This window comes from Mongoliitalea lutea, assembly GCF_014652135.1.
GTDB classification, from domain to species: Bacteria; Bacteroidota; Bacteroidia; order Cytophagales; family Cyclobacteriaceae; genus Mongoliitalea; species Mongoliitalea lutea.
Genome location: NZ_BMYF01000004.1, coordinates 216,007 through 238,796, shown reverse-complemented (window position 1 = coordinate 238,796; position 22,790 = coordinate 216,007). Strand labels below are relative to the sequence as shown.

General features: G+C 40.0%; 21 protein-coding genes. 16 read left to right on the top strand and 5 right to left on the bottom strand.

Annotated elements, in window-relative coordinates; translation table 11 throughout:
• Positions 1-118 precede the first annotated feature (118 nt).
• The 4 genes from IE080_RS05090 to ruvB all read right to left on the bottom strand — a co-directional run bounded on the left by IE080_RS05090 (position 119) and on the right by ruvB (position 2,701).
• Complete coding sequence (locus tag IE080_RS05090) at positions 119-517, bottom strand: type II toxin-antitoxin system VapC family toxin (RefSeq protein WP_189579364.1); 399 nt, start codon at positions 515-517, stop codon at positions 119-121.
• A complete protein-coding gene (locus IE080_RS05085) occupies positions 514-771 on the bottom strand; it encodes a hypothetical protein (protein ID WP_229800506.1) in 258 nt (85 codons plus the stop codon). The genes IE080_RS05090 and IE080_RS05085 overlap by 4 nt, the downstream gene beginning before the upstream one ends.
• Before the next feature lie 41 nt (positions 772-812).
• Positions 813-1,157 carry a hypothetical protein gene (locus IE080_RS05080; protein ID WP_189579362.1) on the bottom strand — a complete coding sequence of 115 codons (345 nt, stop codon included), beginning with the start codon at positions 1,155-1,157 and terminating at the stop codon, positions 813-815.
• A gap of 509 nt (positions 1,158-1,666) precedes the next feature.
• Positions 1,667-2,701 carry a Holliday junction branch migration DNA helicase RuvB gene (ruvB, locus tag IE080_RS05075; RefSeq protein ID WP_189579361.1) on the bottom strand — a complete coding sequence of 345 codons (1,035 nt, stop codon included), beginning with the start codon at positions 2,699-2,701 and terminating at the stop codon, positions 1,667-1,669.
• A gap of 154 nt (positions 2,702-2,855) precedes the next feature.
• On the opposite strand from ruvB, the gene IE080_RS05070 reads away from it, so the two are divergent.
• The 15 genes from IE080_RS05070 (at position 2,856) to IE080_RS05000 (ending at position 20,771) form a co-directional block, all read left to right on the top strand.
• Entirely contained in the window at positions 2,856-3,923 is a 1,068-nt protein-coding gene (locus tag IE080_RS05070; protein WP_189579360.1) for an FAD:protein FMN transferase, read from the top strand.
• Positions 3,916-4,689 carry a class I SAM-dependent methyltransferase gene (locus IE080_RS05065; RefSeq protein WP_189579359.1) on the top strand — a complete coding sequence of 258 codons (774 nt, stop codon included), beginning with the start codon at positions 3,916-3,918 and terminating at the stop codon, positions 4,687-4,689. Before IE080_RS05070 ends, IE080_RS05065 begins: the two co-directional genes overlap by 8 nt.
• Positions 4,679-5,476, top strand: a complete 798-nt coding sequence (locus tag IE080_RS05060; RefSeq protein ID WP_189579358.1) for a ZIP family metal transporter — start codon at positions 4,679-4,681, stop codon at positions 5,474-5,476. Before IE080_RS05065 ends, IE080_RS05060 begins: the two co-directional genes overlap by 11 nt.
• Positions 5,477-5,608: 132 nt before the next feature.
• Complete coding sequence (locus tag IE080_RS05055) at positions 5,609-6,031, top strand: IS1/IS1595 family N-terminal zinc-binding domain-containing protein (RefSeq protein ID WP_189579357.1); 423 nt, start codon at positions 5,609-5,611, stop codon at positions 6,029-6,031.
• A gap of 143 nt (positions 6,032-6,174) precedes the next feature.
• Positions 6,175-7,617: a porin gene (locus IE080_RS05050; protein ID WP_189579356.1), complete on the top strand. Its 1,443-nt coding sequence runs from the start codon at positions 6,175-6,177 to the stop codon at positions 7,615-7,617.
• Between the two features lie 11 nt (positions 7,618-7,628).
• Positions 7,629-7,892: a DUF4212 domain-containing protein gene (locus IE080_RS05045; RefSeq protein ID WP_189579355.1), complete on the top strand. Its 264-nt coding sequence runs from the start codon at positions 7,629-7,631 to the stop codon at positions 7,890-7,892.
• Positions 7,893-7,912: 20 nt separating this feature from the next.
• The gene (locus tag IE080_RS05040; RefSeq protein WP_189579354.1) at positions 7,913-9,598 is read left to right on the top strand and encodes a sodium:solute symporter family protein; all 1,686 of its coding nucleotides are present in this window, start codon (positions 7,913-7,915) and stop codon (positions 9,596-9,598) included.
• A 219-nt stretch (positions 9,599-9,817) separates the two neighbouring features.
• Positions 9,818-10,033, top strand: coding sequence for a hypothetical protein (locus IE080_RS05035; RefSeq protein WP_189579353.1), 216 nt, complete (start codon positions 9,818-9,820; stop codon positions 10,031-10,033).
• Positions 10,023-12,764 (top strand): sensor histidine kinase, encoded by a 2,742-nt coding sequence (locus IE080_RS05030; RefSeq protein WP_189579352.1) that lies wholly within the window; start codon positions 10,023-10,025, stop codon positions 12,762-12,764. The genes IE080_RS05035 and IE080_RS05030 overlap by 11 nt, the downstream gene beginning before the upstream one ends.
• Positions 12,757-13,113 (top strand): response regulator transcription factor, encoded by a 357-nt coding sequence (locus IE080_RS05025; protein WP_189579351.1) that lies wholly within the window; start codon positions 12,757-12,759, stop codon positions 13,111-13,113. The genes IE080_RS05030 and IE080_RS05025 overlap by 8 nt, the downstream gene beginning before the upstream one ends.
• A 31-nt stretch (positions 13,114-13,144) precedes the next feature.
• Complete coding sequence (gene acs / locus IE080_RS05020) at positions 13,145-15,037, top strand: acetate--CoA ligase (protein ID WP_189579350.1); 1,893 nt, start codon at positions 13,145-13,147, stop codon at positions 15,035-15,037.
• Between the two features lie 702 nt (positions 15,038-15,739).
• The gene (locus tag IE080_RS05015; RefSeq protein WP_189579349.1) at positions 15,740-17,686 is read left to right on the top strand and encodes a DUF294 nucleotidyltransferase-like domain-containing protein; all 1,947 of its coding nucleotides are present in this window, start codon (positions 15,740-15,742) and stop codon (positions 17,684-17,686) included.
• Positions 17,687-17,688: 2 nt separating this feature from the next.
• Positions 17,689-18,363: a 3'-5' exonuclease gene (locus IE080_RS05010; RefSeq protein ID WP_189579348.1), complete on the top strand. Its 675-nt coding sequence runs from the start codon at positions 17,689-17,691 to the stop codon at positions 18,361-18,363.
• 289 nt (positions 18,364-18,652) lie between these two features.
• Positions 18,653-20,101 carry an ATP-binding protein gene (locus tag IE080_RS05005; protein WP_189579347.1) on the top strand — a complete coding sequence of 483 codons (1,449 nt, stop codon included), beginning with the start codon at positions 18,653-18,655 and terminating at the stop codon, positions 20,099-20,101.
• Positions 20,102-20,162: 61 nt separating this feature from the next.
• Entirely contained in the window at positions 20,163-20,771 is a 609-nt protein-coding gene (locus IE080_RS05000) for a hypothetical protein (protein ID WP_189579346.1), read from the top strand.
• A gap of 155 nt (positions 20,772-20,926) precedes the next feature.
• Here the strand turns inward: IE080_RS05000 and IE080_RS04995 are convergent, their stop codons facing one another.
• Positions 20,927-22,309: a DUF4403 family protein gene (locus tag IE080_RS04995; protein ID WP_189579345.1), complete on the bottom strand. Its 1,383-nt coding sequence runs from the start codon at positions 22,307-22,309 to the stop codon at positions 20,927-20,929.
• A gap of 140 nt (positions 22,310-22,449) precedes the next feature.
• Here IE080_RS04995 and ytxJ point away from each other — a divergent pair, with 140 nt between their 5' ends.
• Entirely contained in the window at positions 22,450-22,785 is a 336-nt protein-coding gene (gene ytxJ / locus IE080_RS04990) for a bacillithiol system redox-active protein YtxJ (RefSeq protein ID WP_189579378.1), read from the top strand.
• The last annotated feature ends 5 nt before the right edge of the window (positions 22,786-22,790 follow it).

Genomic DNA, 22,790 nt, shown 5'->3' with positions numbered 1-22,790 from the left:
GCAACCTACAATCCAGTGAACCGCCGTATACGAGACCCGTACGTACGGTGGTGTGAGAGGCGCACCTCGCTAACTTAACAGTTGGCGGGGCCGTCTACTCGATTAGCGAAAGTTTATCTTATCTCTTTACCCAGTTTTCTAGTTGGATTCCAGATATTCTTTCAAATTCCTTTTGATTTTCGGTCACCATGATCAGATCTTTATCCACTGCAGTACAACCGATTAATAGATCAAAATCGCTTATCATCAGTCCTATTGACCTTAATCGGGCTTTCTCTTTTCCATAAAGGTAAATGGCACTGAAAATAGGGAGGATCAGAACTTGATCGGTAAAAACTTCTATTAACTCAAGATTCTTCTTGGGATTAGTGCTGTTCTCGGCTCCAAATACCAGTTCAGCAAACGTAACTTCAGAAATAGCAAAATTTTCCGTTCCTAATTGCTGAAACTTTTCTATCATCCCAAACTTCCCTCTTAAAAAATGGATGCAGATATTTGTGTCTAAAAGATATTTCATTCGAAACCAAGATCTTCTGCTTTTTCAACTCTTGATTCTCTAATTTCTTTGATGATTTCATCAGAGTCTTTGTTGTCTTCCCATGCTCCAAAAAGAGTTTTCAAGTCAACTTTCTCTTCCTTTATTTCAAGAGATTCAGTCAATTTTATGATCAGCTTTTTCTTGGAAAGATTATCTAGACCTCGCAACATACCAAAATACTTTTCCAAAGTCTTATTATTTAAAGTAAGGTTTGCCATGTTTTTTTTCTTCAATTTACGGAATTAATGGATTGTTAGTCAAATGATTTGTAAAATTAAATTCCTAACTCTCTTTTCTTTTTCTTTATTAAGTACCCCATTTCACTTGTATCACTAGTAAATCCACCTGCATTTATAAATTGATTTTCAGTATTGAACCAATAGACTTTATTATCTCCTTTAACTTTCAATTTATACAAAGGAGGGTAAACAAACTGTATGAGAGAAAGGGATTCCACTTCCATCCAATTTATTTTTCTTTCGTTGTCACCATTTTTTATTGTTACACTTTGACCTCCTAATTTTACTATCAAAAATTTATCCTTAATAGCAATAAATATTAGAAAGCAAACTATTCCTATCATTCCAAAAACTAACGTGGTAACGATGCTTTGTTCCATTTTCTCACCATTTACCCAGAATAACTCCGGAAAGAACCAAGACAAAATGGACGTTATTAACATTATTATTCCTAAGCCTAGAAACAAGTATTTCAAAGTTTTGTTATATAAATTGTTGCTCTCCATGGTTTTTTTTAATTTTCGCTAACGTTTTGCTTTCCTTTATAGAGCAAAGCATTCCAATTTGGAATGATATCCGCTATTAATGGCGGATATTTCGGAATTATCTTTCCATCTACCCTCACTCAAGTCCAGTTTACACGATGTCTTGTTTTACTATAGTTCAAGTAAAACAGCACCTTTGGATAGCTTTCTAAATATATCTAATTCCTTCCAGTTTTAAAAACTTAATAGTTGTTTATTTTAAGCCCTGAGTATCCTAGTTGATATAGAATTTTAAGTGGAATTTGAAGCCACTGCTTACGTGTCCTTCTAAACAAAATGCCCTAATAGATATCAGAATCACAAGAATTTAAATCTAAAATCTACCTTCTAAAATCATAAATCTCCTACCCAAACAAGGTTCCTGTCTGCCCACCAAAGTCAGGCTTTAGTTTCAGATGATTGTAGGCTTTCTCCGTAGCCATTCTTCCCCGGGAGGTACGTTTCATGTAGCCTTCTTGAATTAAGAAGGGTTCGTAGACTTCTTCGATCGTTTCGGCTTCTTCCCCGCATGCGGTAGCAATAGTGCTTAAACCTACTGGACCTCCTTTGAATTTTTCGATAATCGTCAGGAGTATGCGGTTGTCCATTTCGTCCAAGCCATTTTCATCCACATCCAAGGCATCCAAAGCCATTTTAGAGATGTCTATGGTTATTTTTCCATTGCCTTTGACTTCTGCAAAATCACGCGTTCTCCTAAGCAACATATTGGCAATACGGGGTGTACCGCGGCTTCTCCGGGCAATTTCATAAGCAGCTACATCATCAATAGGTGTTCCCAAAATCCCTGCCGAACGCCCTACGATATCGGTCAGTAATTTTGCATCATAGTATTCCAAGCGTGAATTGATCCCAAAGCGGGCACGTAGGGGAGAAGTCAATAGACCTGAGCGAGTGGTAGCACCGATGAGCGTAAATGGATTGAGAGAAATCTGAACCGAACGCGCATTTGGTCCCGAATCCAGCATGATGTCAATCCGGTAATCCTCCATTGCAGAGTAGAGATATTCCTCCACAATGGGGTTAAGCCTATGTATTTCATCGATAAACAATACATCTCCAGGCTCTAAGTTGGTGAGCAAACCTGCTAAATCTGATGGCTTATCCAATACAGGACCGGAGGTGATCTTAATGCCTGCATCCAATTCATTGGCTATGATATTACTCAGGGTGGTTTTACCTAAACCTGGAGGTCCATGCAGAAGTACATGGTCAAGGGGCTCATTACGCTTTTTCGCAGCGGTAACAAAAATTTTCAAATTTTCCACAATCTTAAACTGCCCTGTAAAGTCATCAAAGCTCAAAGGCCTTAAGGCTTTTTCATACTCTTTTTCCTGAGAACTCAGGTTGCTTTTATCTCCGCTTAGGTAATCTTCTCTCATATCTTGCCATTGAGTCAAACAAAGATACAAAATTAACGTGAGTGTAGGTGGCTTTCATTTATTGCATCTACAAAGCAGTTTTGTTGCATTTGTAAGGCAGCGAGGAAATTAAATTGGAAAATAAGCTTTAACTTTCGGAAAAATCACCTCAGTTATGAATAACAACGCCCAAAAGAATATCATTTATTCGATTATTCTCTTGCTTTTAGTCGTTATCGTCTATTTATATAGACAAAATAAAGAAGGTTCGGAAGATCTCGGAGCAATCACTACCGATGCTGTGGGGAGGATGGTCATTGATGGTCAGACTATGGGGACTTCTTACCGGGTGGTATATTTGGATCCAGAAGGTAGAAACTTTAAGCCGGCAGTGGACTCTTTATTGCTTGTATTCAATCAATCCCTGTCTACGTATATTTCAGATTCAGAAATCAGCCGATTCAATCAGTCGGATTCCTTGGTTTTTGAACTTCCATTTTTTTTACCTGTATTGGAATCTAGTAAGGAAGTTTTTGAATTGACCAATGGTGCATTTGATCCAACTGTAGGTCCTGTGGTCAATTTATGGGGTTTTGGCCCGGGGGGTCCACAATTGAAGGATTCTGTGAATATCAATGCTATACTTCCACGCATTGGTTTCGAAAAAATCACATTTGACCAACAGCAGGTGCGGAAACAAGTTCCTGGAATGTATTTGGATTTTTCAGCTATTGCAAAGGGCTATGGTGTGGACGTAGTAGCAGAGTATTTGGAGTCTAAGGGAATTGAAAACTTCCTAGTGGAGATTGGTGGAGAATTGGTTGCTCGTGGATTGAATGATAAAGGGGAATTATGGAAAGTGGGAATCAATAAGCCTGAAGAAATGGGTAGTGCCAGTGAATTATATTCAGTGGTTGCTTTAGATAATAAAGGTATGGCTACATCCGGAAATTACCGAAACTACTATGAGGTGGATGGACTGAAAATCTCCCATACTATTGACCCAAAAACAGGAAGACCTGTACGTCATGGGTTACTGAGTGCGACAGTATTGGCAGAAGATTGCATGACAGCTGATGCAATAGCAACTGCCTTGATGGTCATGGGTACAGAAAAAGCGATTGCTTTGCAAGAATCCCTGAGAAGTTTTGAAATTTTTTTAATCTTCAATGACGCGTCAGGCGAGTTAAATTCATTTTCAAGCGAGGGCCTCAAACCATATTTGTCATTTATTCATGAGTAATTGTGTTTCGTTGGTAGCCACTTCGGGTGGATTGATGAAGGATTGGTTTTCTTCTCCTTACTTTCAGATCTTATACAAAAACAGAGATACTACAGAAGCTCGGTATTTTATCAATAGATTGGATGATTACCTCCAATTTCCAAAAGATACCAAAGCAATGGACTTGGCCTGTGGTCGGGGGAGACACAGTGTTTCTTTGCATCAAAAAGGACTTGATGTGACAGGTATAGATTTTTCACCTTTGAGTATCTCTGAAGCAAAGCAATTTGAAAAACCCGGTCTTCGCTTTATAGAAGCTGACATGAGAACCTACTTAGAAGAAGAAAGCTATGATTACATCTTCAATATGTTTACAAGCTTTGGCTTCTTTGGCGATAATATGCAAAATCAGCAAGTGATAGATTGTGTTTATAAGAACCTAAAGGCTAATGGGATATTCTTACTAGATTATCTCAATGCTGATTTTATCTTGGATAATTTCATACCACAGGAACATAAGATTGTGGATGGGATCAGTTTTCATATCAACAGAGCAGTAAAAAAAGGACATATTATCAAGGATATACACTTTGAAGATCAGGGGAAATCATTCCATTTTCAAGAATCGGTGCAGTTGATTACCAGAGAGATGTTTGAGTATTTCTTTGAAAAAGCAGGCTTTATACAAAAAGATGTTTTTGGTGATTACTCTTTAAGGCCTTATGTCAAGCATCTGAGTGAGCGCATCATTTTTATTGTACAAAAACCAACTACACATGCTGACTAACTTTCTTCTATTGTTCTTTACGGCCATGGTGGCTGGGGGATTGGCTTATTTTATACCAAGTTGGGAGGAGCGATATTTCAAGTTGGTCTTGGTTTTTGCAGGCTCTTATCTATTTGCTATTACCGTATTACATATTTTACCTGATCTGTTTTTAGATGCTCCCAATCCGAGTTGGATGGGCTTTTATATTTTGATCGGGTTCTTACTGCAGCAAGTATTGGCTTTATTTTCTACAGGTGTGGAGCATGGCCATATTCATCATCCAAGTCATGCCCATCAACATGGGGTGCAGATGGGTGTATGGACGTTGATGATAGGCTTATTCGTACACGCTTTCTTAGAAGGCACCTTACTTTCACATGAAGGGGTGCTAGTGGAGCATTTGCACGATCATAGCCATGATGGTCACGATCATAGTCATGGGCATCACCATCATCATGGCCATAACAATTTGTTGTTGGGGATTTTGTTACATAAAGGACCTGAAGCCTTCGCTTTGGTGGCTGTATTGACCACAGCTATGAAAAAAAGATGGGTATTTGTATTGCTCACGATATTTGCCCTAGCTTCTCCAGCAGGGATGATGCTTAGCAACTTCTTATATGAGGCAGATATCTTAGGTAGAAATGGCCTGAATATATTCTATGGAATAGTTGCTGGTGGCTTTTTACATATCTCCACCACGATCTTCTTTGAAAGCAGCCCTGACCATAAGTTCTACTTAAACAAGGTTTTGGTGAGCATTTTAGCCTTTACCTTGGCAGTAATTCTCGAATTGTTTTTGTAGATTTAAATTCCGATTTCAGTTCACATATCCATAGATAATTTTGATTTTACTTTTTGAATTTCAGCGAAAATCTATATCTTGCTAATAAATTATAGTTTCGCTAATTTAGTATATCAAACCCAAAATAGTCCTATGGAAAAGCCTACTTGTCCCAAATGTGAGCAGGAAAAAGTTGTCAAAAGTGGCGTTGTTGGTGGAAGACAGCGTTTCAAATGTAAAAAATGCGGTTACCATTTTACAGTCAACAAGCTCGGAAAAGCCATCGATAAGTACTATGTAGTCAAAGCTTTGCAGCTATATATCGAAGGTATTTCTTATCGTGAAATCGAAAGAATATTAGGTGTCAGCCATGTTTCGGTCATGAATTGGGTGAAACAATACAAAATCAAAGCCCCTGAAAGTTACGATTATCGTCCTACCTATCGGGTACTCAATCACACCGAATTGGTAAAATATATGGCTCAGAAAGAGAATTTGACTGATACGGGTATGTTGATCACCGAGTTGGGGGATAAGTTTATGATTATCAAATGGGAGCGATTTAAAAACCGATAATCCAAATAATCTTTTGTTCGCTATAGTAAATTTACAAAAAACTATCACCATTTTTCATTTTGGGTAGCATCTTATCAATTTAGGATTCACTTGTTGGTCGGGCCCGGCTGCAATCAGTCAACATCAACAAAACCCAAAATACTATGCACACCTCTATCAAATGGTTGCTGGGTGTATTCATGGGAATCATCTTTCTTCAACCAGCAGTAGCGCAGGACTCTCTTGCCAACTTCCGTGCTGCAAAAGATGATATCACAGATCACTCTTATAAACCACTGACGCTCAATTTAACGGATGATGGATCGAAGTACATTCGGTTCATCGTATGGAATCAAATGTGGGCAAGGGTTACTGAAAATAACCCAGGAACTCTCGGAGTAGATGGAGCTCCTAGAAGAAGTACTGCTGATATAGGCATCAGACGAGCACGTTTTTTGGCCTATGCGCAGATTTCCCCAAGATTCATGGTTTTGACCCATTGGGGGATCAACAATCAAACCTTTACGAATGGGGGCGTTCCGGGAGGAGGAGCTACTGGTAATCCAGGCAACATTCCAGTAACTGTTAATCCAGAAACTGGCGTTGGAGCTGCTGCAGGAATGTCTGCCAAAAAACCTCAATTATTCTTCCATGATATATGGACGGAATTTAAAGTTACCAATGAACTCTATGTTGGTATGGGACTTCATTACTGGAATGGTATTTCCCGAATGACCAGTCACAGTACGTTAAACTTTTTAGCAGTAGATGCACCAATTTTCAACTGGCCGCTCATCGAATTGACTGATCAATTTGCCCGTCAGTTTGGTTTTTATGCCAAAGGACAAGTTGGTAAGTGGGATTACCGAGCTGCACTGAATAAGCCATTCTCTGTCGGCGCAGGAGGTAGATTCGATGAAAGTACCCAAAGACCAATTGCCGCTAATGTGGTGAATGATAATTGGGCTACCCAAGGCTATCTTGCCTATCAGTTTTTGGAAACTGAGAATAACAAGCTCCCTTTCTTTGTTGGGTCTTATTTAGGGACAAAATCAGTATTTAACGTAGGAGCGGGATGGCATCATCATAAAGGTGCTACCAATTCCAGAAATGCAAATGGAGCTGTAGAAACTCATGACATGTTGTTGTTAGGGTTTGATACCTTTTTGGACCTTCCTTTAAACAAGGCAAAAGGCACAGCAATTACGAATTACAATGTTTTCTATAACTACGATTTCGGGCCAAATTACATGAGAAACGTTGGGATCATGAATGTAGGCTTTGGTGCGGGAACCACCCAAAATGGACCCGGAAATGCCCAGCCAACCATCGGTACAGGTCAAATATTTTACTCCCAAACAGGTATATTACTTCCTAGAGACCTACTCAATGGGAAAGGACGTTTACAGCCTTTTGGAGCTGTAACTCATAAGAACTTTGAGTTCTTCGAAGAAAGTTCTTGGCAATATGACCTGGGAGTCAATTACCTACTCAATGGTCATCACGCGAAAATCACCTTGCAATACGGACACCGTCCACTCTTTGAAAATTACAGAAGAGCTGGTGGTGCCGGTGAATTTATCTTACAAACCCACATCTTTCTATAATACTCATTACTATGTCAGACAACAAACAAAAAATGCAGGACTACTGGAAGAAGAATCTACGGACGCTTCTTATCCTTTTGGTCGTTTGGTTCACCGTTTCTTTTGGATTCGGAATTCTCTTGGTTGATCAGCTCAACACCATCAGGTTGGGAGGTTTTAAATTAGGCTTCTGGTTTGCGCAGCAAGGCTCCATTTATGCCTTCGTAGTATTGATTTTTGTCTATGTCTATAGAATGAATCAATTGGATAAAGAATTTGACGTAAACGAAGAATAACCCAAAAATCAACCAAACAAATGGATATTTTAACTTGGACATATATACTGGTAGGTGCATCATTTGCCCTCTATATAGGAATCGCCATCTACACAAGAGCAGGCTCTACAAAAGAATTTTACACAGCTGGTGGAGGCGTTTCTCCCCTTGCTAACGGAATGGCTACAGCGGCAGATTGGATGTCGGCAGCCTCTTTTATTTCCATGGCAGGGATCATTGCTTTCTCTGGTTATGATGGATCAGTTTACCTGATGGGATGGACAGGAGGCTATGTGTTATTGGCACTCTTACTTGCCCCCTATCTTCGGAAATTTGGAAAATTTACCGTTCCCGATTTCGTTGGTGATCGCTATTACTCCAATAAAGCTCGTGTTGTTGCCGTGATTTGTGCCTTGTTCATTTCTTTCACGTACGTGGCTGGACAAATGAGAGGTGTTGGTATTGTCTTCTCTAGATACCTGGAAGTAGACATCAATACAGGTGTAATCATCGGGATGTGTATCGTGTTTTTCTACGCTGTATTAGGTGGGATGAAAGGAATAACCTACACGCAAGTAGCTCAATATTGTGTGCTGATCTTTGCTTACATGGTTCCTGCAATTTTTATATCCATGCAATTGACAGGCACTCCCATTCCACAATTGGGCTTGGGTGGTGTAGTTGCTGATGGAACTCCACTATTGGATAAATTGGATGGTGTATTGACCGATCTTGGTTTTGCAGCCTATACTTCCGGTAGAAAAGGAATGATCGATATATTCGCAATTACCTTGGCATTAATGGTCGGTACTGCTGGTCTTCCTCACGTTATCGTTCGATTCTTTACTGTGCCTCGCGTGAAAGATGCACGTTTGTCAGCAGGTTACGCCTTGATTTTCATTGCTATCCTGTATACAACTGCACCTGCTGTAGCTGCCTTTGGTATCTACAATGCAATTGAAACAGTTGCAGATAAGCCTGTGGATGATTTACCAGCTTGGGTAGGAAATTGGCAAAAAACCAATTTGATTTCAGTAGATGATAAAAATGGAGATGGAATTGTGCAGTATTCAGCAAATGCAGCAACCAATGAATTGAAAATTGATAAAGATATCATGGTATTGGCGAGCTCCGAAATTGCTAATCTGCCAAACTGGGTGATTGGTCTAGTTGCCGCCGGTGGTATGGCTGCGGCGCTTTCTACTGCTGCTGGTCTATTATTGGTTATTTCTACATCTGTTTCAAGAGACCTGTTCAGAACATTCAAGCCTGATATGACAGAGAAAAGAGAATTGTTGATCGCTAGATTTTCAGCGGCTGGTGCAGTATTGATGGCAGGTTATTTCGGTGTAAACCCTCCAGGTTTTGTGGCCGAAGTGGTAGCCTTTGCCTTTGGATTGGCAGCAGCTTCCTTCTTCCCTGTAATTATTATGGGAATTTTCTCTAGTAGAATGAATAAAGAAGGTGCGATTGCAGGTATGATTTCTGGATTGGTGTTTACGATTGCCTATATCAGCTACTTCAAATTTATCAGCCCTGAGTTAAATTCAGTTGAAAATTGGTGGTTTGGTATTTCCCCAGAAGGAATTGGTTCATTGGGTATGGTGGTGAATTTTGTGGTCACTTTTGTCGTGTCTAAAGTTACGCCTGCTCCACCTCAAAAAGTTCAGGATATGATCCAGGAAATCAGAATTCCGAGAGGTGCTGGCGCCGCTCATGATCATTAAAGCTAATGAAAGTACTCAGATTTATTCCTTCTTAAAGTAAGGCATTAAAGTTGGGTTCATTTCGGTAAATTAACCTTTGTGCCTTCGCGTCTTTGTGGCAAAACTGCTCCAAGGAAGCCAAGGCACAAAGAATTTCAATAGGTATCAGATTAGCAGACTGTGAATCTTTTCTTTTAATCTGATGGCAAAAAGTGTATCTTAAAGGTTTGAGAAAACTATATGAAGTCAACCAATAAAGTACAATTACTTTGGAGCGTATTTATCCTCGGGATTTTCTTGTTGAATTACCCGGTGATGAAGCTTTATAACATTCAGTCAAGCATGGGTGGTGTTCCGCTTTTATACGCCATGGTGTTTGGTATTTGGTTGTTTCTAATCTTTTTAACCTATGTTGTAATCCGTAAATCAACCAAGGAAGATAAAGGTGCTCAGTAATGGAATTATCATAGCGTTTACCTTTGGCTATTTGGCATTATTGTTTGCCATAGCTTGGTTTTCGGAGCGCTCTTCCGAACGAGGGAAAAGCTATGCCTCTAATCCTTATGTCTATGCCTTATCCTTAGCGGTTTATTGTACTGCATGGACTTATTATGGATCGGTTGGATATGCAGCAACCAATGGATTGGAGTTTTTGACAATTTACATTGGCCCTAGTTTAATTGCTCCTTTATGGTGGCTCGTCATGCGGAAAATGATCCGTGTCAGCAAAGTACAGCGAATCTCTTCGATCGCTGATTTTATTTCTTCCCGCTACGGGAAAAGCGTTAGCCTTGGTGGTATTGTGACTGTTTTCTGTCTGTTGGGAATTCTCCCCTACATTTCCATTCAAATCAAAGCTATCGCATCTTCATTTGAAATTTTGGCAACCGGAGACTTCCGGATGAATGCCAATTTGCTTCCTTTTTATGCAGATACCGCCTTTTATCTAGCCTTAGGCTTAGCCTTGTTTACCATTTTATTTGGTACTCGTGATGTGGAAGCAACGGCCCGTCACGACGGATTAGTGACGGCTATTGCCTTTGAATCTATTTTCAAGTTACTGGCATTTTTAGTAGTTGGGGTATTTGTTACCTATTTGGTATATGATGGATTTGAGGATATTTTCAATCAGGCTTCTCTGAGAGGCTTAGATCATTTGTTTGTCTTTAGTGACGAAGTAGCCTCTACCGATTGGTTTTGGATGAGTATTTTATCTATGATGGCTGTGCTGTTTTTGCCGAGACAGTTTCAGGTGTCTGTGGTGGAAAATCACGATGAAAAACATCTAGATAAAGCCATGTGGCTCTTTCCATTGTACCTGTTGATTATCAATATCTTTGTATTGCCCATAGCTTTGGGTGGCTTGGTGCATTTTGAGGGTGAAGCAGTTGATGCGGATACATTTGTATTGGCTTTGCCCATTACCTACGATCAGGGTTGGTTGGCCCTTGGGGTATATTTAGGAGGTTTTTCGGCTGCAACAGGTATGATCATCGTTTCCACCATTGCATTAAGTATGATGGTCAGCAATAATCTTGTGCTTCCGGTTATTTTATCTAACGAAAAATTGAAAACCAACTACCAACAGCGCCTTGGTGATACGGTTATTTGGATACGAAGAATCACGATTTTTCTGATTGTACTGGCTGCCTATTGGTATTATAAAGAAGTTTCGGGTAGGTTCTCTATTGTGTCCATTGGATTGATTTCATTTGTTGCCACAGCGCAGTTTTCCCCAGCAATTATTGGAGGCTTGTTTTGGAAAAGGGGCTCTAAAATCGGCGCAACTGTTGGAATTATTTCTGGTTTTCTTGTTTGGTTTTTCACTTTGGTCACACCGACAATGGTTACTGCGGGGTATTTAACGCCTACATTTTTGACAGAGGGTCTATGGGGAATCAGTGCGCTGAAGCCTTATTCACTTTTGGGAATGGAAGGGATGTCACCCATTTCACATGGACTTTTCTTTAGTTTGACAGTCAATAGTTTTGCGTATGTCTTTTTATCCCTCTTACTCCCACAGTCCTCCAAAGAACATAATCAGGCAGTGGTGTTTGTAGATATTTTCAAATACAGTACTACTTTGGATAGTTCTATTATTTGGAAAGGGCAAGCATATTTGCCGGATTTGAAGGCATTACTCGTGAACTTTTTAGGTCAAGCTAAGACAGATGAAGCCTTACAAGAATTTGAAGAATTAACTGGTAGCTCCCTAGAGATCAAAGGAACGGTTAATTCAGAATTGGTCAATTATTCGGAACGGTTACTTTCAGGAGTAATCGGTACAGCTTCGGCGAGAATAATGGTGGCCTCTGTGGTGAAAGAAGAAGAAATCAGCATGGAAGAGGTGTTGGGGATCTTGAGAGAAACCCAAGAGTTGAAGTTTTTGAATTTGCAGCTAAAGCAGAAAAGTAAGGAGCTTACCAAAGCCTCCAATAAACTGCAAAAGTTAAATGAAACACTACGCTTAAATGACATGCTGAAGGATGAATTTATTTCCACGGTCACTCATGAGATGAAAACCCCATTGACCTCTATCAGGGCTTTTTCTGAAATCTTATTGGACGAAGATCTTCCAGAAGAAGATAAAAAGAAGTTTTTGGACATCATCATTCAGGAGACTGGTCGTATGACGCGGTTGATTGATCAAGTATTGGATTTAGAACGTTTTGATTCTGGCAGACAAAAGCTGAATTTAGAACCAACAGATATCAAAATTCTCCTGCTTCAAGCCTGCGATAGTTTGCTTCAAGTTTTTAAAGAGAAAAACATTGAGTTCAAAATGGGCTTACAATTTGATACTTTGGAGCTTACCGTAGATGAAGATCGCATCAAACAGGTAGTCTTGAACTTACTTTCCAATGCCAGCAAATTTGCAAAGAGTGTCACGATGATTACAGCAAAAGTCGAAGAAGGCAACTTATTGGTAGAAGTGCTCGATGATGGTAAGGGGGTACCCGTTGAGGAAGTTCCTTACATCTTTGATAAGTTTTTCCAAGCAAAAAATCAGACATCGAAAAAACCGATTGGTAGTGGACTAGGATTGGCCATTTCCAAAAAAATAATAGAATATCACGGAGGCATTATTGGTGTGGAAAGAAGGAATGGTTTGACATGTTTCCATTTTTCTTTACCAATACTCCAAGTAACACAGGTACAACCCGAAACCCAACAAATGTATGAGTAATATACTGATTGTAGACGATGAGCCAAATATCTTACTTTCCTTGGAGTTTCTCTTCAAAAAGGAAGGCTACAAGGTATTTATAGCCCGAGATGGGGAAGAGGCATTGGGAATAATTGAAGATAAAGTTCCAGCCCTGATTATCCTAGACATTATGATGCCTAAGGTGGATGGATATGAGGTTTGTAAGCATGTCAAATCTGAATATCCGAATATGAAGGTGATCTTCCTGACTGCCAAAAGTAAGCAGCAAGACGTGCAAAAAGGCTTAAATCTCGGTGCAGACATGTATCTCACCAAACCCTTTTCTACCAAAGATTTGGTAACAAAGGTCAAAACACTTCTGAATTAAACAATTTCAATAACCAAAATACAAGACTATTATGAGCGATAGAATCCACACGCTGAGCGGATATTTTTACGAGTATCAAAAATCAGTTACCGAGCCTGAAAACTTCTGGGCGAGGATCGCAGATTCCTTCCATTGGAAAAAGAGATGGGACAAAGTTGTCAAGTGGAACTTTGAAGAACCTAATGTGCAGTGGTTTGTCAACGCCAAGCTAAATATCACAGAAAATATTTTCGAAAAAAATCTCTTTGCATACGGGGACCGTACTGCCATCATTTGGGAGCCAAGTGAGCCAGGAGAAGATAGTCGAAGCATCAGCTATCAAGAACTCTATGAGCAGGTTTGTCAGTTTGCAAACGTATTACTTTCCAAAGGTATTCAGAAGGGAGACCGTGTCATTATTTATATGCCGATGATTCCTGAGGCAGCTGTCGCTATGTTGGCTTGTGCGCGAATTGGGGCGATTCACTCCATCGTATTTGCTGGATTTTCGGCTACTGCTTTGGCAGATAGAATTAATGACTGCCAAGCAAAGGCGATTCTGACCACAGATGGTAATTTTAGAGGCAATAAAAAAATCGCCGTGAAAGCTTTAGTAGATGAAGCTCTGGAAAAGTCTTCTGTGGAATCTGTGATCGTGTACAAGCGAACAGGTCAAGATATTCAAATGCAAGAGGGTAGGGATTTTTGGTGGCATGAGGTTACTGAGGGTGTATCTACGAGCAATAAAGCGGAAACTATGGATTCTGAAGACCCGTTGTTTATCCTTTACACCTCAGGCTCGACTGGCAAACCAAAAGGAGTAGTACATACCACAGGTGGATATATGGTTTATACCAAATATTCCTTTGAAAATGTTTTCCAGTATTCTCCTGGAGATGTTTACTGGTGTACAGCGGATATTGGATGGATTACAGGTCACTCGTACATTGTGTACGGACCATTATTGGCAGGAGCTACTACTTTGATGTTTGAGGGAGTGCCAACCTACCCTGATCCAGGAAGATTCTGGGCCGTAATTGATAAGCATCAGGTCAACCAATTCTACACAGCCCCTACGGCGATCCGTGCGTTACAAGCCTATGGTACAGAGCCTTTGGAACCATACAAATTGGATTCATTAAAAGTATTGGGTTCTGTGGGTGAGCCAATCAATGAGGAAGCTTGGAAATGGTACTACACACACGTTGGAAAGTCCCATTGCCCAATTGTAGATACTTGGTGGCAGACAGAAACAGGTGGTATTTTGGTTTCTCCAATTGCGGGGATCACGCCTACGAAGCCAGCTTTTGCGACCTTACCACTTCCTGGAATCCAGTTAGCAATTTTAGATCCCGAGGGAAATGAACTGACGGGTAATTCTGTGGAGGGGAATCTATGCGTGAAATTCCCTTGGCCATCCATGATCCGTACTACTTGGGGTGATCATGAGCGATGCAAGCAAACCTATTTCTCTACGTATAAAGGCATGTACTTTACAGGTGATGGAGTGAAGCGGGACCACGATGGTTATTACAGAATATTGGGTCGTGTGGACGATGTTATCAACGTATCCGGTCACCGAATGGGTACTGCTGAGGTGGAAAATGCTATCAACGAACACCCATTGGTCATCGAATCTGCAGTAGTGGGTTACCCACACGAAATCAAAGGTCAAGGAATCTATGCTTACGTCATTTGTGATACTACTAACCGTACAGAAGATAATTTGATCAGCGAGATCAAAGATATGGTTGCCAAAATCATCGGTCCTATTGCCAAGCCAGATAAGTTACAAATCGTCCCAGGACTACCAAAAACCCGCTCAGGCAAGATTATGCGTAGAATCCTACGGAAAGTAGCAGAAGGTGACACGAGTAATCTGGGAGATACCTCAACACTATTAGATCCTGAAGTAGTAAATCAGATTATTGCTGGGAAAAAGTAGTCGAAAGGAGGAAGGATGAGGGATGAAGACAATGAGAGATTTTGTGGGGTAGAGATTGATATATTCTGACGCGATATAAGTTGATATATGCCTAGCAGCGATATATTTGTGGCGTGTAAAGAGTCAATTATTCTAAAAAAATGTCAAGTATTTTCAGGACGAGACAAGAGAAACCTGAAGCAAGAATCAAGACAGGGGCGAATATGGGCCCCTGTCCATCTCTATTTCAAACTTCTTGTGGGCTTTCCACACTAATCACTAAAGTGTACCAAGTACCAAGTACTAAGAACCAAGTAGGGATGCTGTTGAAAGAAGTGAGATGCTAGGCATTAGACTATAGACTCGAGGCGTATAGGGAACAATCGATTTTCCTACATAAAATAGAATGACTGTTCATTGTTTATTTGGAGAGCTGTTCGAGATTTACAATCTCGGACAAGAGATAAGGAGGATTTGTAATCCTCTAGGGGGATCGAATTAATGAGAGGGAAAATTTCGAATGATGAATATCGAATGCCGAATGATGAACTTTCGACTAACCCTAACTCTTAATTTAGATAAAAAATAGAATAATCGTATTTCAACCACAATCGAGCCGTTGACAGTCGACAGTTGACCGTTGACCTCCCAGTGCTAGCTTCTACTTTGCTGAGCCACTTAAAACTCAATCAACCAATCACTAATCACAAGTATTCATTACCAATGAGCAACGTCATTGTCAATCGGGTTAAAGAGTTTCTGAAGCGATTTCCGCCATTTTCGTTTTTGACGGAGGAGGCTTTGGCGGAGGTTTCGCAGGGGGTGGTGATTCGGTATTTTGGGAAAGATGAGTTATTGTTTTCCAAAGGAGATCCTGCACAGCCTTATTTCTTTATTCTAAAAGAAGGCTCGATTTCCTTGATCGATTATGTTGATCAGGAGGAAAAGGTTGTTGAGGTATGTGATGAAGGAGATGTTTTTGGAGTATTGGCATTACTCGGTAAAAGACCCTACCGATTGACTGCCAAAACCTTAGAGGATTCGCTACTTTATGCGATTCCTGTGGCAGTTTTTGAGAAAATCCTGAATGAAAATAATCGTGTGGCTCTTTATTTTGCAGCAGGCTTTGCTTCAGGACAGGTAGTCGTGCGAACAGATCTTTCGCAGTCCCAAAAAGCACGAACGGAATTTTCGGAACTTTCTAAGGATAATGGTTTGCTGATCTTCACGGGGCAATCAGACTTAAATTTCTCCAAAGATGTACTGACCTGTGGACCGGAATTAACCATTCAGCAAGCAGCAAGAAAAATGGCCGACGCTGGAGTAGGTTCAATTGTGATAGCCAATGAATCCAAGCATCCTTTGGGAATCATCACAGATAAAGATCTGAGAAACCGTCTAATCGCTACAGGTAAAAGTTATGATACACCTGTTACGGAATTGATGACTTCTCCAGTATTGACCAAAAAGCAGGATGCCCTATTCTCGGAACTGTATCTGACCATGATCAAATTCCGCTTGCATCATTTGATCTTTACAGAAGATGGGTCGGATAAGAGTCCAGTGGTCGGGATCTTGTCGGATCATGATATTTTATTGTCACAAGGAAATAGTCCGGCAGTCCTGATTCATGCCCTGATGAATACTTGGGAGATTGCCGAAATGGGGAAACTGAGAGACCGAGCAGAAAAGTTGCTATTCTATTACTTGGAAAATGAGGTTTCCATGGACTTTGTGGCCAATATCATCACAGAGATCAACGATATCATCATTCAACGCATCATTCAGCTAACACAGCGTAAACTTTCAGATGAATATCCAGGGATGGATCAAGTGAAATTTTGTTTTCTTTCCTTAGGTAGTGAGGGTAGGGAGGAGCAATTGCTGCGAACAGATTTGGATAATGCTATTGTATTTGAAGACGTTCCTCAGGAAAAATTGGCCCATACGCAAGCCTATTTCCTGCGTCTAGGTGAAGAGGTAGTCGAAGGATTACTTAATTGTGGCTTTCACGCCTGCCCTGCGGAAATGATGGCCAATAATATCCAATGGTGTCAGCCATTGACCCAATGGAAAAAGTATTTCTCAGATTGGATACTTACACCAAGTCAAAAAGCCGTATTGCATGCGACAATCTTTTTTGATTTTCGGCCTATCTACGGAACGAAAGCTTTGGCCGAAGAAATGAGTCAGCACATCTACCAGGAAATCGGTGACAAAAAGATATTCCTAAATTTTCTAGCTAAAAATGCCTTATTGAATCCACCCCCTCTGGGATTCTTTCGCAACTTTATCGTGGAGAAATCAGGGGAACAAAAGGATAAGTTTGATATCAAGTTGCGGGCGATGATGCCCTTGACAGATATTGCTCGACTCTTAGTTTTGAGCCATCGGGTGATAGGGGTGAATAATACCTATAAGCGATTTGAAAAACTCATAGAGTTAGAACCTAACCACACGGAGTTGATGCAGGAAGCGGGGAAGGCTTATGAGATACTGATGCGCATGCGGGCCATTGAGGGATTGAAAAATAATAGTTCAGGCCGTTACATCAGTCCCGATGCCTTAGGCAAATTGCAACGTCAATTATTGAAAAACACCTTTTCACCTATCGATGAGTTACAGAAAGTTATTCGGGTGAGGTTTCAAACAGACTTTTTTACAGGATAATTATGGGGTTCTTTGATTTTTTATTTTCACCACCAGGTAAAAAAGCTGAATTTGTGTTGGCCTATGAAGCTGCCTTTGGCAACAAGATTCCTGCTTCTCGTGGATTGGGTTTATTACCTTTTGTAATTTTGGATACAGAGACTACAGGCCTGTCACCTAAAAGCGACTACATTCTTTCTTTTGGAGCGGTCAAGCTGAAAGGTTTTCAGTTGAGCATGGAAGATGCTATGGAATGTTATCTTCAAACCCCTAGGAGAAGCAGAGAGGCCATAGAAGTGCACGAGATTTTGAGGCCTGAGGAGTTGATAACTTTGGAAGACTTTGCCGAACGATTTTTATCCTACATTGGTAGCAGCATCATCGTAGGCCATCATGTTGGTTTTGATTTGGAAATGCTGACTAAAGCCCTTAAGCCTTTTGGTTTTCGCAAATTTTTAAACCCGGTTTTGGATACCCACAGTTTGGCTGTAAGATTGGAAAAAGGTCCCCACTATGATAGCAGTATGGGTAAACCAGGAGAATATTCTTTGGACAGTCTTTGCGAAAGGTATCAGATCTGCCTTGACGATCGACACACTGCTTCCGGTGATGCCTTTTTGACTGCTCAGTTGTTGATGAAACTGTTGAAATTAGCTGATAAGAAGGGGATTAGTAGTTATGGTGAGTTGATTCGGTAAGGGGTTTCTCAGAAGAGGATTTTCTTGCGGAACATGTGGAATATGCGTTAATTTTATAAGAGTGTAAATGATACAAGAAAGCCAAACGCTGATACTATATATTCAATGTGCTTGATTACAGGTCATATAAAAGATTTCTTCCTATGCTATGCCTAGCCTGCTGGCCTGTAGAAGGTATGCATAATCAAGGGAAAATATTCATCAACAATCGTCTATTGGATACATTTTTGTAAATTTAGATAGATTGTAATCTATTTATTTTGTTATTTTTGTCAAAATAAGAGAATTTATGCCTGGATTTAATCTTATTCCTACAGAGAAAATTATTGAGCGCCTTCGGTATGAAAATCCATGGTGGCTCACCAAACAAATACCAGATATCTACAAAATAATGTCTAAACGCCTTTATTTTGATTTGTTTTTTCCTTTTGTGAAGGAAAAATCTATCAGAAGGGCTTTGGTTTTGATGGGCCCAAGACGTGTTGGGAAGACGGTGATGTTATTTCATAGTATTCAGCAGTTATTAGAGGAAAATATCCATCCACATAAAATTTTTTTTATTGGCATCGATAATCCAATCTATGTTCATTTGGATCTTGAAGACCTTTTGGCATTATGCAAAAAGTCACTTAACCTTGAAGATCTGAAAGACTGTTATGTTTTTTTTGACGAGATTCAATATTTGAAGGATTGGGAACGTCACTTGAAAGTTCTTGTAGATACTTACCCAGAAATCAAGTTCATAGTATCGGGTTCTGCCGCTGCGACTTTAAAATGGCATAGCACTGAAAGTGGAGCTGGAAGATTTACGGATTTTATGTTGCCTCCATTAACATTTCAAGAATACATTCATTTAAAAAAAATGGATCACTTAATTTTTGAGAGTAGTATTACTTATGGGGCTCAGTCAATTCCTTATTGTTTGACCTATGACGTGAAAGCTTTGAATAAGGAGTTTGTGAATTATTTGAACTTTGGAGGATATCCTGAAGTCGTACTTTCCGAAAAAATTCAAAGCGATATGGGAAGGTATGTTAAAAATGATATCGTAGATAAAGTACTTTTACGGGATTTGCCCAGTTTATATGGGATCAAAGATGTTCAGGAATTGAATCGATTCTTCACCTATATCGCGTACAATACAGGTAATGAGTTTTCATACGAAACGATGTCAAAGGAAAGCGGAATTCAAAAAGATACTTTAAAAAAGTATTTAGAATATCTTGAAGCAGCGTTTTTGATTAAGGTTTTAAATAAAGTAGATATTAATGCCAAGAGGTTAAAGAGGGTTACAAGTTTTAAAGTGTATCTAACTAACCCATCACTCCGAACAGCTTTATTTTCTCCTATAATAGAATCAGATGATGAAATGGGAAATATGGTTGAGACTGCCGTGCTATCTCAGTGGATGCATCGAGAGAAACTTGATTTAACCTATGCTAGATGGAAAGAAGGAAGAACTGAAGGAGAAGTAGATTTAGTATTGGTAGATGACAAAAGATATAAGCCAGTTTGGGGGGTTGAAATCAAATGGAGTAATCGGTATTTTGATAAACCTAGAGAATTGAAAAGTCTTATTCATTTCTGTAATTCTAATAAACTGGATAAAGCACTCGTAACCTCTATAGATCAACAAGGAGTAAAAGAAGTAGATAACCTCTTACTAACATTTGTACCAGCATCCCTGTATGCCTTCAACATTGGAGATATTACTTTAAAGATGAGGTCTGTTAGTTGAAATAAGTGTCTAGTTGGATTTCTATCGGTTGTATCATTACATACTACAAATAAGTATATCTATGAAAATTTCCGTAATCCTTACCCTTCTCCTCTTCACCTCATGTGTAGGCACCCGTGAATACCGTGTGCAGAGTTATCAGGTGATGCCCTTTAAGGTGGTAGATACTTCGGAGCGGGTGTATGTGGAGTTTGCTAGAGAGATGACTGAGAAGGAATTGACCACGATCAGCTCAATCGTACTAACTACATTGGAAGAGCGGGATTTTCATGAAGTACTGTGTAGCAGGTATGATCGCTCACGATTGACCATGGCTGGGATACATGATTTTTCGACCAAGCGTAATCATCAGCGATTGTTTTCCGAAGCAGGGATTCGCTATCTTTTGCGCGTAGAAACATGGGACAGGAGGCATTATGATTGGGAGTTTCCGGTAATGCAGTATGCCTATAATCCGGAGGAAGACAAAACCTATATTGTGCAAGGAGATTTAGGCCTGGAAAAGCAGTATTGGATTACCCTCAAATACACACTCTACGACTCCAAAATGGACCGTCAAGTGGCCGAACTCATCACCACCGCCTCCCATCCCCGAGGACGATTCCATAAGAAAGCTATAGAAAAAGACATCCAACAACTACTTGCTCTCTTCGATAATCAATTGAAGTAAAAAATGGATTTCAAGCCACTACTGCCATGATTTTACGCTACGAGTGCCAAGGGATTTATTTTAACAATATTTCAACCCTAATTCACTTTCTCTAACGTATAGATTTCTCCAACCCATCCAATATCCTAATATCTAATATCGATCAATATCCTAGACTATTTCAACCTCACTTCCATCTCTCCCTTCGTTCTCAAAAATACTTTCACATCCTCTGCTGTCACATAAATCCCTTCAATATCCAAATTGGGATTACGGACACGGAAGCTGGCAAAGTCAGTGTCAAAATAACCTTGTTGTTGCATCTCCCGACGGGTATCGCGAAGGAAATCGGATAATGGATAAGCTGCCATTTTCTTCACTTGACGTAAGATGCTTGGCTTTTTGGAGTTGATGGCTAGCCTCGCAGGGACGTTGGAAGTTTTGACGTCAAACTGTGGGCTTTCCAAGATCAAACTTTCCGATGATTCATCAAATACGGGTTTTCCTGCAAATAAAAATTGACCCTTGATTTCATTCTTTCCTTTTCGGATAGCCTTGAAATCCATGGTCAATAGAATTTTTTCCCCGTATTGCTGCGTACGAAGATTGGAGGGAATAACCACGGTATTCTTATCTGTACGAATTTGCTTTCCACCCATGGCTTGATTTAGATAGCTATCTAATTCTTTGAATGGTAAGGCCAAAGGAAGGGTGAGGTCTAAAATGTTAGATTTATCTTCGTTGTAGTATATATTGGGTAGAGGAACTTTGGGAGGATTGGGCTTTTGGCCGATGACTGAATACATATTGCCTTCGATTCCCAAATACAAGCTGAGCTTTTGGTCCATTGTGATTTCTTCCTTCACTCGGATTTTGGAAGGCACACCATAAAAATGCACGAGCATTCCTTCCTGATCTACACTATAGGGTTCAGAAAAGGCATCCCAAGTTTCCTGAGCCATACTTTTGAAATCAAAGCGGGTCAAACCAGAAGCAGATAACTGATTATCCAAGACTTTTTGCAGCTGGGATTTCACGACTTTATCCAAGTCAATTTCAAAACCTAGAAAATTGTATTTCAAGGATTTTCCCCAACTTTCAATCTGAAGGTTTTTTACTTGAATGTCCCAGTTTCTGCCGATTTCAGGAATAAAACTGATTTCAGGTATTAGATTTTCATTAAAGGGAAAATTGGTAGAGAGGTTTTGTCCAAAAATCTTACGCTCAATTTGAAAATCTCCCTTGAGATTCATGGGGGCTTTAACTTTCAAGGTATTGTTTGGTCCGGCACTGAGTTGGATTTTGCCAGTTCTTTTGACATCCAAATCAGCTTTCATGCCATTGCCTACCGGCAGCCCCTTATCTGAAAATAGTTGGCTGCTCCAATCTTTATTGAGATTGTCTTCTAAGTAAGAAAGTGGAAAAACAATGGGAACATTGATGTAGGAAGTAGTGGAGGGTAGCTCTACAGCGTCCATACTTGGAGCCTTATGGGGCTTAATGGAGGAACAGGCTTGCGCTATCAATAAGACCAAAAACCAATACGGTCGGAAATGCATAGGATTCAAATTAGTGTAATCAGGTGTGGATACGAAAATACCCCTGTAAAGATATGGGTATAACGTGGATTGTTCCAAAAACCATGCAAAAGGAACTATTTTCCATGCAAAATGATTGGTTTGGAGTAATACTTGAAGTCATGGATTGGAAAAGATTGGAATCACTCGAACAGCTAGCTCAAATCAAACAAGAAAGTCAAGAAAAACCTGTGCTGATATTCAAACACAGCAGCCGATGTTCTATCAGTAGCATTGCTTGGGATAGACTGAAAAGAAACTGGAAATCTGAGGATTCAGAAAGGATTTCTCCTTACTTTTTGGACCTAATCAGCTATCGGGAGATTTCAAATACCATTGCCAGAGAATTTGAGGTGTACCATGAGTCTCCCCAAATCATCCTTATTAAGGAAGGCAAAGCCGTGTACGATACTTCCCATATGGGAATTAATTATCATGATATCATGAAGCGTATTTAGATTCT

Excerpts from the sequence above, each read along its gene's own strand:
- IE080_RS05090 (WP_189579364.1), bottom strand. The coding sequence starts at position 517 with ATGAAATATCTTTTAGACACAAATATCTGCATCCATTTTTTAAGAGGG.
- IE080_RS05080 (WP_189579362.1), bottom strand. The coding sequence starts at position 1,157 with ATGGAACAAAGCATCGTTACCACGTTAGTTTTTGGAATGATAGGAATA.
- ruvB (WP_189579361.1), bottom strand. The coding sequence starts at position 2,701 with ATGAGAGAAGATTACCTAAGCGGAGATAAAAGCAACCTGAGTTCTCAG.
- IE080_RS05070 (WP_189579360.1), top strand. The coding sequence starts at position 2,856 with ATGAATAACAACGCCCAAAAGAATATCATTTATTCGATTATTCTCTTG.
- IE080_RS05065 (WP_189579359.1), top strand. The coding sequence starts at position 3,916 with ATGAGTAATTGTGTTTCGTTGGTAGCCACTTCGGGTGGATTGATGAAG.
- IE080_RS05060 (WP_189579358.1), top strand. The coding sequence starts at position 4,679 with ATGCTGACTAACTTTCTTCTATTGTTCTTTACGGCCATGGTGGCTGGG.
- IE080_RS05055 (WP_189579357.1), top strand. The coding sequence starts at position 5,609 with ATGGAAAAGCCTACTTGTCCCAAATGTGAGCAGGAAAAAGTTGTCAAA.
- IE080_RS05050 (WP_189579356.1), top strand. The coding sequence starts at position 6,175 with ATGCACACCTCTATCAAATGGTTGCTGGGTGTATTCATGGGAATCATC.
- IE080_RS05045 (WP_189579355.1), top strand. The coding sequence starts at position 7,629 with ATGTCAGACAACAAACAAAAAATGCAGGACTACTGGAAGAAGAATCTA.
- IE080_RS05040 (WP_189579354.1), top strand. The coding sequence starts at position 7,913 with ATGGATATTTTAACTTGGACATATATACTGGTAGGTGCATCATTTGCC.
- IE080_RS05035 (WP_189579353.1), top strand. The coding sequence starts at position 9,818 with ATGAAGTCAACCAATAAAGTACAATTACTTTGGAGCGTATTTATCCTC.
- IE080_RS05025 (WP_189579351.1), top strand. The coding sequence starts at position 12,757 with ATGAGTAATATACTGATTGTAGACGATGAGCCAAATATCTTACTTTCC.
- acs (WP_189579350.1), top strand. The coding sequence starts at position 13,145 with ATGAGCGATAGAATCCACACGCTGAGCGGATATTTTTACGAGTATCAA.
- IE080_RS05015 (WP_189579349.1), top strand. The coding sequence starts at position 15,740 with ATGAGCAACGTCATTGTCAATCGGGTTAAAGAGTTTCTGAAGCGATTT.
- IE080_RS05010 (WP_189579348.1), top strand. The coding sequence starts at position 17,689 with ATGGGGTTCTTTGATTTTTTATTTTCACCACCAGGTAAAAAAGCTGAA.
- IE080_RS05005 (WP_189579347.1), top strand. The coding sequence starts at position 18,653 with ATGCCTGGATTTAATCTTATTCCTACAGAGAAAATTATTGAGCGCCTT.
- IE080_RS05000 (WP_189579346.1), top strand. The coding sequence starts at position 20,163 with ATGAAAATTTCCGTAATCCTTACCCTTCTCCTCTTCACCTCATGTGTA.
- IE080_RS04995 (WP_189579345.1), bottom strand. The coding sequence starts at position 22,309 with ATGCATTTCCGACCGTATTGGTTTTTGGTCTTATTGATAGCGCAAGCC.
- ytxJ (WP_189579378.1), top strand. The coding sequence starts at position 22,450 with ATGGATTGGAAAAGATTGGAATCACTCGAACAGCTAGCTCAAATCAAA.